Consider the following 12,110-nt stretch of genomic DNA (forward strand, 5'->3'; position numbering starts at 1 on the left):
CCACGTTACTTGGTGCACGGCGCACCATGTTGAGGCGTTCTGCCGGCGTCGCCGCGGGCCGCGCGCTGGCACGGAAGCCGCAAGTCTCCTCCGCATTCCCATGGGCATTCCCGTTCCCATCCGCGTTTGCGCCTGCCTTTGCCGCCTGCCCCGGAGATCTCGATGAAAGCCCCCGCCGACAGCGCAGTCCTTCCTGTTCACGCCCGCCTGGTCGCCCGCGACGACGTCTGGCTCGAGGGCAACGCCGTCCAGCAGCTCGCGCGCGTCGCCGCGCTGCCGGGCTGCGTCCGCGCCGTGGGCATGCCGGACCTGCACGCCGGGCGGGGGATCCCCATCGGCGCGGCCTTCGCCTTCGCGGACCGGGTCGTCCCGGCGCTCATCGGCGGCGACGCCGGCTGCGGCGTGCGGCTCGTCGCGACGTCGATCGGCCGCATGGCGCCGGACGTCCTCGAGCGGCGCGCCCGGCAGGCGATGGACGACGAGCCGCTCGCCGGGTGCGACCCGCGGGCGGTGTTCGAGCGGGTCTGGGAGCGTGGCGCGCGCGGCTTTGCCGAGGTCGACGGCGTGCCCGAGGCGCTCGCGCGGCTCGCGGCGGCGGAGCCCGAGGACGGCCTTCGCCCGAGCGGGGACGCCTCGCCGTACCGCGCGGGCTACGAGGGCGCGCTCGGCTCGGTCGGCGGGGGGAACCACTTCCTCGAGGTCGCCCGGGTCGGCGCGCTGCGGGACCCTGCGGCGGCGGAGGCCCTCGGCCTCTCCGCGGGGGAGCTCGTCGTCCTGGCGCACTCCGGCTCGCGCGGGCTCGGCGGCGCGCTCGGGCAGCGCTGGGGCGGCGCGGTGCTCGAGGGGGATGCGGCCGAGCCGTACCTCGGCGAGCTCGCCGGCGCGTGCCGCTTCGCGCGGGCGAACCGGCTCCTGCTCGCGTACCGGATGCTGCGCGCGCTCGGCGCCTCGCGGGCGTCGACGATCACGGGCGGGCTCGACCTCACCCACAACGACGTCGCGCGCGAGGCCGTGGGCGGCGAGCTCGCCTGGGTGCACCGCAAGGGCGCGGCGCCCGCCCGGGGCAGCGACTTCACCGTGGTGCTCGGGTCGCGCGGCGCGCCGTCGTGGGTGATGCGCTCGTGCGACGCGGAGGCGGGGCTGCGCTCCGTCGCGCACGGCGCGGGCCGCAAGATGGGGCGCAGCGAGGCGCGCGAGAAGATCGCGGCCAGGTACCGGCGGCGTGAGCTCGCCCGCACGGAGCTCGGCGGCCGCGTCGTGTGCGACGACCCGGCGCTGCTGCTCGAGGAGCACCCGGACGCGTACAAGCCGATCGCGCCGGTGATCGAGAGCCTCGTCGAGGCCGGCCTGGCGACGCCTGTCGCGCCGCTCGTGCCGGTGCTCACGGTGAAGCGATGAGCCGGTCGTGGGTGCAGATCAGCGCGGGGAGGGGGCCGATCGAGGTGCGGCGCTTCGTGGCGCGGCTCGCCGAGCGCATGGAGGCGCTCTGCCAGGAGCGCGGGCTCGCGGTGGTCGACGTCACGGTGCACGGGGACGAGGACGCGCCGGCGTCGGTCGAGATCCTGGTGGAGGGCGACGCGCGCCGCTGCCTGGAGGGCGAGCTCGGGACGCACGCGCTGGTCGAGCGGAGCGCGGCGCGGGGGAAGGCGGCGCGCAAGCGGTGGTTCGCGGGGGTGGCGATCCACGCTGCCGGGGAGGACGCCGGGACGGGCGCGGGCGGGGGCGTGGGCGTCGACCTGCGCGAGCTCGAGATCTCGGCCTGCCGCGCGAGCGGGCCAGGAGGGCAGCACGTGAACAAGACCCTGTCGGCGGTCCGGATCCACCACCGGCCGAGCGGGATCACGGTGCGCGTCGCCGACGAGCGCTCGCAGCGCGCGAACGTCCGCCGCGGGGTGGAGCGCATCGCCGAGCGGCTCGCCGAGCGCGCCGCCCGGCGCGTCGCAGACGGGGAGGCCGCGCGCTGGAGCGAGCACGACCGGATCGTCCGGGGAGAGCCGGTGAGGACGTACCGGGTGGGGCGGAAGAGCGCGCTTGTCGTGGAGGAGGCGCGGGAGGGACGGTGAGGAGAGCGGCCTCGCGTCTTGTTGGATAGGCGTCGTCTCTCCCGCTCACTACTTAAGTCGGTTCCGCCAATAGCCAGGCATTCGACTCGTGTGGCCAAACGCCAGCACGAGGACATGCTCGTCCCGGACAACGAAGTAGGCCACCTACGGGAACCTTGTGAACAGGAACCGGCGGACGATCTAGCTGCCCGCAACGAGGGGCCATGTGGTTGGGCTCGCCGCGATTGCACTCACTACACGATCGGCCTCGGCCAGCAGATCCTCACCGAGGCCCTCTCGCTCCTGCTCATACCAGTCCGCGGCGGCGGTAAGCTCGGCATCTGCCTCGTCGAGAACGACGATCTTCATTTGCGGTTCGTGCGGAGACGTGTGGCGAGCCGTTCCCGAACAGCGTCCCAAGGCTCGGCGCTCGCCGTGCCACGGTCGACGTCCTGCAGACGTCGCTCAACCTCGGCGAGCCAGGCAGTCTCAACGTCCTCGTCCTCTGGTCCGTCGAGGCTCGCGATCAAGCGCTTCGCGACGTCTGCTCGCTCCTCCGGCGGAAGTTGCAGAGCCTCGGCAAGCACGGCATTCCTGGACGACATCTAGGGATTGTAGCAGGATTTTGACCCATCGGCATCCCTCTTCCAGCGCCCCCAGACGGCTACAGCTGCCGCATGAAGGCGGTGAGATCGCTCTTCTCGTCGCGCGAGAGCTTCAAGCCGAGCACGAGGTTGAAGAACTCCACGGTGTCCTCGAGCGTCAGGCAACGCCCGTCGTGCATGTACGGCGGGCTGTCCTTGATGCCGCGCAGGGTGAAGGTCTTGATCGGGCCGTCCCCCGGCTCGTCCTTGAGGAAGCGCTCGAGATGCAGGTCGTGCTGCTGGTTGTCCAGGTAGAAGGGCGCCGTGTGGCAGCTTCCGCATTGACCCTTGCCGAAGAAGATCTGCTCGCCTCGCAGCTCGCTCGGGGTCGCCTTCGCGCGGTCGAGGCGGCCCGTGGCCTGGTCGAGCTTGGGCGTCGGCGGGAAATCGAGCATGTTCTGCAGCTGCGCCATGTGGCTGACCTGGATGCGGTCGAGGATGTTCATGCCCTTCTTCATGGCGTGGATGGGATCGCCGTTGAAGTAGGCCGTGCGCTGCTCGAACTCCGTGAAGTCTTCGACGGATCGCAGGCTCCGCTTCGATCCGTGGATTTGCTGGTTGAACACGCCGCGCAAGCTCACCGTGTCGAGGCGGAGGCGCCGCTCCTGCGGGCGCATGTCCGGGTTCAGGTGGAACTGCCCCGTCGTGTGGCCGTTGATGTGGCAGTCGAGGCACGTCACGCCGAGGCTCGGCTCACGGCTCTTGCGATCGTCGGTCGGGTTGAACTCCTCCTGCGGGAACGAGGTCAGGAGCAGCCGGAGCCCGTCGAGCTGCACCGGCGTGAGGATGTCCTTGAAGAGCCGGTAGTAGTTGTTGATCGACACCACCTCCCCGCGCGACACGTCGCCGAGCTCCGGCCGGTTGCTCAGGAACATCGCGGGCGGGAACTCGGGCAGGAACGCCTCCGGCAGATCGAAGTCCACGTCGAAGCGCTCGAGCCGCGGGAACATCGCGATCTGCATCTTCGGGAAGACCTGGCCGCCGTTCGCCTGCAGGGGATGGGGCAGCGACGGATACGGGAAGACACCCTGCCGCTTGATCTCCAGGGGAGGCATGGCGGCCAGCTTCTCCCAGGTCAGCCCGCTCTGGAGGCGCGCCGTCGGGCCCACGCAGAGCGGCTTGCCGCGCGACATCTTGGCGACGGGGTCCAATCTGGGCGTGAGATCGTAGCGCTGCTCGAGGAGCTTCTGCTGAGCGCGCATGACGTTGGGTTTGTTCGCGATCTCCCGCTTCATGATGGCGGTGGGATCCTCGTTCGGCTTGTCCGAGTTCAACGGATCCCGGTAGAAGTCGAACCCCGAGACCCTGCCCTGCTTCGGTTGGCTCAGGAACACGGGAGAGGACGGGTCGGCGTTCCGCGCGTTGAAGATGTTGGAGAGGTCGTGGGCGGTCTTCCTCTGCTCCGGCCGTTGCACCGCGACCTGGCAAGCCTCCTGTGCGCGGGCGATCGCGTCAGGCGGAGGCGGGGTCGGACAGCTCGTCTGTGCCCACACGCTGGCGATGCCGCAACCGACCAGCGATGTCGCGACGAGCGCGACGACGCCGCGGCAAATCGGCCTCTCTGCGAGCGCGACGGTCGTCCGTGACGAGGCTGGTCGGTTCTTGCTCATGCTCGTCCGTTTGCAAGCGCTAGACCGATCCTCGAGCGGTCCTCGGGCAGCGCGAGATACCTCGCGGGCAGAATCAAATGCTGCAGGACCCGACAAACCGCGGGAATTTGAACAGCTCGGCCGAGTCTCGGACGGGCCGCTTCCAGGCTACTTTTTCGGCTGGGCGGCGCTCTGCTTCGAGGCCCCGCCTGCGCTCTGCGCCGCGCGGCGATAAGCGCGACATCGTGTCGCAGGACGTTGGCAGCGGGTGACGCTAGCCTGTCTCGCGATGATCCAGCGAGACCACGACGGGTCTGCCAATGACCCGGCCCGTCTTCCTCACGGCGCGCGAAAGGCAAGCGGATCGGTCGGTCTCCGGTCGCTGCGGAGCTCGCGCTGGCGCCGCGCGGCAGCGCTGGCCGTCGCCCTCGCCGGCGTGGCGCTCACCGGCAGGGCCGAGCCCGCGCCACCCAGCCAGGATGCCTCCGAGCGCGTCGACTCGACCCCTGCGCCCGGCGAGAGGGCGCTCGCAGCGCGTCTGCTCGCGCCTTGTTGCTGGGATCAGACGCTCGATGTCCACGAATCGGAGGTGGCGCGCGATCTTCGTCGCGAGATCCATGCGCGTCTCCGTCGGGGGGAGGCGGCCGACGCCGTCGAGCAGGACCTCGTGGCGCGCTACGGCGAGCGCCTCCGGGCGGCGCCCTCGTCAGGCACGCTCGGCAAGGTCGCGCTGGGTTTGCTGCTGGCCATCGCAGCGACCTTTATCGGGATCTTCGCCCTGTTGCGATCGTGGCGGAGCAATGCAGCGCAGGCCGCTCCGTCCGGAGGCACCCTTGCGGCTGCGCGCGACGAGTACGACGAGCGCCTCGACGACGAGCTCCGGGAGCGCGACGCGTGAGTGCAGCCGATCGATCCGGAGTTCGCAGCCGTGGTGGACGGCGCGCACGTGCCGTGACCGGTGGGTGTCAGTTCCCTCGGTTACATTGGCCGGCCCCCGCTCGCGCGGACGATCTCCCCCGTGACCGCGGTGTTCGCCGCCGAGCACAGGAACACGATCGTCGGCGCCACCTCCTCCGGTCGCAGCAGCCGCCCCACGGGATACGCCTTCCCGCGCTGCGCGACGAGCTCCGGTGATGCCTGCGCGCTCACCCTGTCGGTCAGCGTCAAGCCCGGCACCACCACGTTGGTCAGGATCCCGTGCGGCCCGAGCTCGCGCGCGAGCACGGACGTGAGCCCGTGGAGCGCCGCCTTGGCGGCGGCGTACGGCCCTGCGCCCACCACCCCGTCGAGCGCCACGCCCGACGAGACGTTGACGATCCGCCCCCATCCGCGGGCCCGCATCGAGGGCACCGCGGCCTGGATCGCCGCGAAGGCGCCGTCGATGTTGTCGTGGATGACGCCCTGCCACTCCGCGAGCGGGATGTCCTCGAAGCGCGGCGCTTCCCAGGGCAAGCGCTCGCTCCAGCGGACCGCGTTGTTGACGAGCACATCGATCTGCCCGAAGCGCGCCACGGTGGCCGCGACCGCCGCCTTGACGGACTCGACCGACCCGAGGTCGAGCTCCAGCGCGACCGCCTCGCCGCCTCGCCCCTCGATCTCCCGGACGACCTCTCGGGCCTTCTCCCGCTCGCTCCGGTAGGTGAGCGCCACGCGGGCCCCCTCGGCCGCGAGCTGCAACGCCACCTCCTTGCCGATCCCCTGCGAGCCACCGGTCACCAGCGCGGCCCTCTTCTCCAGCCCCAGCTCCATGCGACACCTCGCTTTCGACAAGAAGGTAAACAAAATGGAAGAAACTTCCAAAATAAAATTGGAAGAATCCTCCAGTTGGGCCGGCTGGCCAGCGGTGCATGGCTGGGGTAGGGGAGGGGCCATGGCCGTGGCTCGACAGAACGGCGTGGCCCGCCGGGAGGCGCTCCTGGACGCCGCGCTCCGCTGCTTCGAGCAGCGGGGCCTCTTGCGCACCGGCATCGAGGACGTCCGCAAGGAGGCGGGCGCGAGCCCTTCGAGCGTGTACCACCTCTTCGAGGACTTCCCGGCGCTCGTGGCCGCGCTGCTGGAGCGGACCTTCGAGCGGCTGGTGGGGCACGTGACCGCGCGCGTCCTCGCAGCCAGGACGGCCCGCTCGGCGGTGCGGGCGCTGGTGGAGGCGCACTTGACCTGGGTGTTCGACCACGAGGGCGAGGCGCGCTTCATGTACCAGGCGCTCGCGCTGGAGCTCGACGGGCATCACCGCGCCGCGCTCCGGGAGACCAAGGCGCGGCTCAAGGCGGAGATCATGGCGCACCTCTCCGGGCTCGGCCTCTTCTCCGGGGCGCGCTCGTCCGAGGTGATGGTCGACGTCGTGCTGCTCGGGCCGGCGCACCAGGCCTGCCGCGCCTACCTCTCCGCGCCCGGCGCCGTGGACCCCGCGTGGATGAAGGCGACGCTGCCCGAGCTCGCATGCGCAGCGATGGGCAAGGTCGACCCGGCGCAACGGGCGGCCCGGACAGGGCGGCGCGCCGCTGGCGTGGAGCCGCGCCAGCAGGCCGGCGGGAGAAGGAAAGGCAACCCGGGGTGAGGATGTTCCTTGTTGCCCGCCAGAACGACGATCGCCAGTGCGAGCTCCGGCTCCTTGAACACCAATCATGTTGAAACCCGGAGAATTTCACAGGGAGGCGAGGAGGCGGGGAGGAAGAACAAAAGAATCTCTCCTTCTCGCCGTCTCTCGCTCCCCGCCTCCTCGCCTCCCTGTGAAATTCCTGCTTTTTCTCGGGGTTTCAACCAGTTTATTGCTCTAGCCTGCATGGTTCCCGCCCGGCTTGACACCCTCCACGCGATTCGTGCTACGGTCCCCCCCGAAGCCACCCGACGCTGCGATGGCGGCCCGGCCTGCGCCGGTCCGTAGCGCGTCCCTGGTGGCCTGCGCGACCCGAGACCACCGGGACGACCTCCGTGGTCGCCAAGGCTCGGAAAAACATGGCTGAGACGAAGTCGGCGTCGACGACGCTGCCCCTCCTCTCGTTCGTTCTCCGCAACTACAAGAATTTCAACGCCCGCGCGACGCGCGACGCGCTCCTCGCGTACTGGGAGCACATCGAGCGCGGGGGGAAGATGTTCTGGGCCGTGGCCGGGGCGATGTCCTCGGCTCAGCTCGGCATCACGCTGGCGCCGGCCATCCGCGCCGGCCTGATCCACGGCATGTCCGTGACCGGCGCCAACCTGGAGGAGTCGCTGTTTCGCCTCGTGGCGCATGACGGCTACCGCGACTTCCCCGACTACCGTTACCTCACCAAGCAGGACGACACGCGGATCCTCGAAAACCGGATGCGGCGCGTGACCGACACCAGCATCCCCGAGGACGAGGCTTTCCGCGCGGTCGAGAAGCACATCCTCCCCATGTGGGAGCGGGCGACGGCGAGCGGCGAGCGCCGCTTCTGGCACGAGTACTTCTACGATCTGGTCCGGGTGGTCGAGCCCGCGCTCCACCGCGGACCGCCCGAGGACTGCTGGTTGCTCGCCGCCGCGGAGGCCGGGTTGCCGCTGGTGGTCCCGGGCCACGAGGACTCGACCTTCGGCAACATCTTCGCGTCCTACGTGAAGCGGGGCGAGTGCAGCGCGAGCATCGTGAAGTCAGGCATCGAGTACATGGCCGAGCTCTACGATCAGTACCGTGCGCTCAGCGCAGGCGCGGGCGTGGGGTTCTTCCAGATCGGCGGGGGCATCGCGGGGGACTTCCCCATCTGCGTGGTGCCGTCGCTCAAGTACGATCTCGAAGAGCCGGCCCGGCCCTGGGCCTACTTCTGCCAGATCTCCGACTCGACGACGTCCTACGGCTCGTACTCCGGCGCCACGCCCAACGAGAAGATCACCTGGGACAAGCTGACCGCGGACACCCCCATGTTCGTGATCGAGTCGGACGCGACCATCGTGGCGCCGCTCCTGCTCGGGGCGCTGCTCGAGTGCAAGCAGCACCCGGCCGAGGCTCGGGCCATCATCGAGGCGCGCGGCGCGTGAGCGTCGGCGGCTCTCCTTCGTATTATTCCTGTCCCAGAAGCGAGGTTGCAAGACGATGAGCAAGAAGAAGGTCCTGATCACGGGCGGCGCGGGCTTCCTCGGGATCAATCTGGTGCGGCACCTGCTCGAGCGCGGCTATGACGTCACCTCGCTCGACCTCCTGGACTTCGACTACCCCGAGCGGTCGAGCATCCGCGAGGTGCGCGGGGACATCCGTGACGCGGCGGTCGTCGACGCGGCGGTGAAGGGGCAGGACTTCGTCGTGCACACGGCGGCCGCGCTGCCCCTGTACACGGCGGAGGAGATCTACACGACCGACGTGATCGGCACGCGCCTGGTCATGAGCGCCGCGCGCCGCCACGGCGTCGAGCGCGCCGTGCACATCTCCTCCACGGCCGTGTACGGCATCCCCGACCATCACCCGCTCTGCGAGGACGACCGGCTCGACGGCGTGGGCCCGTACGGGCAGGCCAAGATCCAGGCCGAGGTCGTGTGCCTGGAGGAGCGTGGCCGGGGGCTCGTGGTGCCGATCATCCGGCCCAAGTCCTTCATCGGCCCGGAGCGGCTCGGGGTCTTTGCCCTGCTCTATGACTGGGCGCTCGACGGCAAGGGCTTCCCCATGATCGGCGACGGCAAGAACCGCTACCAGCTCCTCGACGTGGCCGATCTCTGCGAGGCGATCACCCTGTGCATGACGAAGGACGCGTCGATCGCCAACGACACCTTCAACATCGGCGCGAAGGACTTCACCACCATGGGTGAGGACTACCAGGCGGTGCTCGACGCGGCGGGCAAGGGCAAGAAGATCGTGCCCTTCCCGGCGGCGCCGGCGGTGGTCGGCCTGCGCGCGCTCGAGGCGATGGGCGTGTCGCCGCTCTACAAGTGGGTCTACGAGACGGCGTCGAAGGACTCGTTCGTGTCGATCGAGAAGGCCGAGCGGGTGCTCGGCTTCACGCCGAGGTACTCGAACAAGGACGCGCTGGTGCGCAACCTCGAGTGGTACCGGGCGCATCGCAGCGAGTTCGAGAGCCGCTCGGGCGTGACCCATCGCGTGCCCTGGAAGCAGGGCGCGATAGGCCTGTTGAAGGCCTTCTTCTGAGGGGGCGCGCGGCGCCGGGGAGAGCGAGATCCTCATCATGAGTCACCCGCAGCGGACCTCGGGATGAGCATCGAGGACGACGCCCCCCTGCTGCGGGTGATGAGCCATCTCGGCCTGACCCGGGATGGGCTGCTCGGCATCGGCGGTGAAGCCTGCGTGTTTGCGCTGGGCGTCGAGCGGGTCGTGCGCGTCCACCATCCCGGGACCGTCCGGGAGACGGTCGTTCGACGAGCCCAGCTGCTCGAGGACTTCCACCAGGGCGCGAGCGCGGTGCCGTTCTCGATCCCGCGTGTCCTGGAGACGACCGAGCTGCACGGCCGCCTCATCACAGTCGAGCCGCGGCTCCCCGGGCGGCCCCTCTTGCAGGCGCTCGGCGAGGCGGCCGGCGCCGAGCGCGAACAGCTCATCACCCGCTTTCTCGAGGCCTCGACGCACCTGCGAGCCCTGCGCGTGAGCGCTGCGTGGTACGGCGACCTCTGCGAAGCCGAGCCGATCCGGACGCCCTCTTACCGCGCTTACCTCGAGCTGCGCGCAAGGAAGAGCCTGGCCTGCGCCGGGAGCGCGTTCGACGGCATCGATCCGGCGCGCCTGGCCGCCGCGCTGCCCGAGCCGGAGCGACCGAGCTTCGTGCACATGGACTTCTATCCAGGCAATGTGCTGGTCGAAGGCCAGGAGGTGAGCGCCGTGATCGACTTCGGGGGCCTACCCATCGTGGGAGACGCTCGGCTCGATCCGCTCTCCGCCGTCATCTACCTCACGCCGTTCATCACCACGACCGCCACGGATCGCGACCGACGCCTCGCCCGGGAGTGGCTGCTGGCCCAGCACCTCGACGCGCTGCTCGAGCCTGCAGAGCGATGGCTCGCCGCCCGCTGGTCGTTCGCGACCGACGACGTGCGCCTGCACCGATGGTGTCGACGCGTGTTGCTCGGACACCAGGGGGATCCGTGAAGCGGACCCTTGGACCCACGCGGCGGGCGGTCCCTCCGGCCGTCCACACGGGGCCGCCCGCTTGCTTTGCCGATCGTCCAGGCGGGGGTGGAATGCACCTGGCCAGTCAGGGGGACAGCGCTGCGCATGAGGCCGACGCGAAGCCCGGTACGCTCCGGCGCTCGCCGCGTCGCTAGAAAGATACGGCGGAGCGCTTCGTCGACGCGGCCCTTGCTACTTTTGGTAACGTGTGAGCCATGCGTGCGATGCGTCGATCCGCGTGCGTCGTGCGTAATCCTTTTGAGCGCCTTCCGGGAATTTGTATCCTTACCCTATGCTGAAATCATCGCGATTCCGCCACTTTGAAAATTTTCCTGCGTCATCGTCCTTGGCGCTCGGTGCGATGTTGTTGCTGGGCACGCTGCACGTCAGCGGCTGCGGCGGCGATGACGGGGAGGATACCTCCACCAGCGGCACCACCGGTGGCCAGCAGACGACGAGCAGCAGCGGCGGCGGCACGCCGGGAAGCTCCTCCTCCAGCGGCGGGGATCCCGGCTCGACCTCGGCGTCGGCCGGGGGGGGCGACGGCGGCTCGAACCCCGCCGGCACGGGCGGCTCGGACCCCGCCGGCACGGGCGGCTCGGACCCCGCCGGCACCGGCGGAACGGGTGGAGCGGGAACGGGTGGTGGCGGTGACGGAGGAGCGCTGCCCGAGTCCGGCATTCCGCCGGCGCCTGGCGCTGGCAATGTGCCGAAGCCGGGCGGCGCGGCCGGCGGGTTCAAGGTCCTCGACTGGGCCGGCTTCGCGGGCGCCGTGACGTACAGCTTCGACGACGTGAACCAGACCCAGATCCAGAACTACGACGCGATGAACGCGCTCGGCGTGCCGTTCACGTTCTACGTCTGGACCGGTAAGCAGGAAGCGAACAACGCGGTCTGGAAAAAGGCGCTGACAGACGGGCACGAGCTCGCCAACCACACGAGGAGCCACTCGAGCAACGACAACGGCTCCGATACGGACGCCGCGACGAAGGACATGAAGGACAAGTACGGTGTCACGCCGTACACGATGGCGGCGCCCAACGGCTCGGATGCGTACACGAGCATCTCCCAGTCGCGCTTCATGATCAATCGCGGCGTGTCCAACGCCCTGATCGGCCCGAACGACAACAGCAATCCGTTCAAGCTGCCCACCTACATTCCCCCGACCAACGCCTCCAAGGCGCAGATGGACTCGGAGGTCGCGAGCGCGCGAACCGGCAAGAAGTGGCGCACCTTCTGCATCCACGGCTTCACCGGCGGCAGCGACGGCGCCTATCAGCCCATCCCGTTCCAGGCCTGGGTCGATCACGTCAAGGCCGTCAAGGAATACGGCGACGTGTGGATCGGCACCATGGAGACCATCGGTGCCTACTGGCGCGGCCAGAAGGCGATCACCGACGGCACCAACATGAAGAACGGGAACGACACGACCTACAGCTGGACGCTCCCCCAGAACTTCCCGCCGGGCAAGTACGTGCGCGTGACGGTCACCGGCGGCACGCTCAAGCAGAACGGCGCCCCGCTCAGCTGGGATCCGCACGGCTACTACGAGGTCGCGCTCGACGCGAAGTCCGTCACGCTCTCGCCGTGACGCGAGCCGCCCGATGCCCCGCGCCGCTGCCGGCGCGGGCTTCGGGCGGAGCCGATCCCACCCAGGGAAGGTCCCGCAGCGGGGGCTTGACGTCTCCGAAGCGTTTGGGTCTCCTCTCCCCCAGCGAGAGCGCGTTTCATGCCTGACATCAGCGGTAGAACCATGGGGAGCTTCGCTCGG

Annotated in this window: 12 protein-coding genes; 8 read left to right on the forward strand and 4 right to left on the reverse strand. The window is 69.7% G+C overall.

Annotated features, from left to right (window positions below; genetic code table 11):
- Positions 1-162 precede the first annotated feature (162 nt).
- Positions 163-1,398, forward strand: a complete 1,236-nt coding sequence (locus tag ACSRUE_RS13485) for an RtcB family protein (protein WP_441291337.1) — start codon at positions 163-165, stop codon at positions 1,396-1,398.
- A complete protein-coding gene (locus ACSRUE_RS13490) occupies positions 1,395-2,063 on the forward strand; it encodes a peptide chain release factor-like protein (RefSeq protein ID WP_441291338.1) in 669 nt (222 codons plus the stop codon). Before ACSRUE_RS13485 ends, ACSRUE_RS13490 begins: the two co-directional genes overlap by 4 nt.
- Positions 2,064-2,243: 180 nt before the next feature.
- On the opposite strand, the gene ACSRUE_RS13495 is transcribed toward ACSRUE_RS13490, so the two are convergent.
- From ACSRUE_RS13495 to ACSRUE_RS13505, 3 genes are read right to left on the reverse strand one after another with little or no spacing between them, the layout of a single operon-like run.
- Positions 2,244-2,411, reverse strand: a complete 168-nt coding sequence (locus ACSRUE_RS13495) for a hypothetical protein (RefSeq protein WP_441291339.1) — start codon at positions 2,409-2,411, stop codon at positions 2,244-2,246.
- A complete protein-coding gene (locus ACSRUE_RS13500) occupies positions 2,408-2,647 on the reverse strand; it encodes an addiction module protein (RefSeq protein ID WP_441291340.1) in 240 nt (79 codons plus the stop codon). Before ACSRUE_RS13500 ends, ACSRUE_RS13495 begins: the two co-directional genes overlap by 4 nt.
- A gap of 59 nt (positions 2,648-2,706) precedes the next feature.
- Positions 2,707-4,296, reverse strand: a complete 1,590-nt coding sequence (locus ACSRUE_RS13505) for a cytochrome B6 (RefSeq protein ID WP_441291341.1) — start codon at positions 4,294-4,296, stop codon at positions 2,707-2,709.
- A gap of 268 nt (positions 4,297-4,564) precedes the next feature.
- On the opposite strand from ACSRUE_RS13505, the gene ACSRUE_RS13510 reads away from it, so the two are divergent.
- Positions 4,565-5,173 carry a cytochrome c-type biogenesis protein gene (locus ACSRUE_RS13510; protein WP_441291342.1) on the forward strand — a complete coding sequence of 203 codons (609 nt, stop codon included), beginning with the start codon at positions 4,565-4,567 and terminating at the stop codon, positions 5,171-5,173.
- Between the two features lie 80 nt (positions 5,174-5,253).
- On the opposite strand, the gene ACSRUE_RS13515 is transcribed toward ACSRUE_RS13510, so the two are convergent.
- A complete protein-coding gene (locus ACSRUE_RS13515; RefSeq protein WP_441291343.1) occupies positions 5,254-6,024 on the reverse strand; it encodes an SDR family NAD(P)-dependent oxidoreductase in 771 nt (256 codons plus the stop codon).
- A gap of 121 nt (positions 6,025-6,145) precedes the next feature.
- Here ACSRUE_RS13515 and ACSRUE_RS13520 point away from each other — a divergent pair, with 121 nt between their 5' ends.
- The 5 genes from ACSRUE_RS13520 (at position 6,146) to ACSRUE_RS13540 (ending at position 11,930) form a co-directional block, all read left to right on the forward strand.
- On the forward strand, positions 6,146-6,832 hold the full coding sequence (locus ACSRUE_RS13520) for a TetR/AcrR family transcriptional regulator (protein WP_441291344.1): 687 nt from the start codon (positions 6,146-6,148) through the stop codon (positions 6,830-6,832).
- Positions 6,833-7,230: 398 nt separating this feature from the next.
- A complete protein-coding gene (locus ACSRUE_RS13525) occupies positions 7,231-8,268 on the forward strand; it encodes a deoxyhypusine synthase family protein (protein WP_441291345.1) in 1,038 nt (345 codons plus the stop codon).
- Positions 8,269-8,323: 55 nt separating this feature from the next.
- Entirely contained in the window at positions 8,324-9,367 is a 1,044-nt protein-coding gene (locus ACSRUE_RS13530; protein WP_441291346.1) for an NAD-dependent epimerase/dehydratase family protein, read from the forward strand.
- A gap of 63 nt (positions 9,368-9,430) precedes the next feature.
- Positions 9,431-10,318: a phosphotransferase family protein gene (locus ACSRUE_RS13535; RefSeq protein ID WP_441291347.1), complete on the forward strand. Its 888-nt coding sequence runs from the start codon at positions 9,431-9,433 to the stop codon at positions 10,316-10,318.
- 382 nt (positions 10,319-10,700) lie between these two features.
- Positions 10,701-11,930 carry a polysaccharide deacetylase family protein gene (locus tag ACSRUE_RS13540; RefSeq protein ID WP_441291348.1) on the forward strand — a complete coding sequence of 410 codons (1,230 nt, stop codon included), beginning with the start codon at positions 10,701-10,703 and terminating at the stop codon, positions 11,928-11,930.
- Positions 11,931-12,110 lie beyond the last annotated feature (180 nt).

Source organism: Sorangium sp. KYC3313, from assembly GCF_052075895.1.
In the GTDB taxonomy this organism is placed as follows: Bacteria; Myxococcota_A; Polyangia; order Polyangiales; family Polyangiaceae; genus Sorangium; species Sorangium cellulosum_B.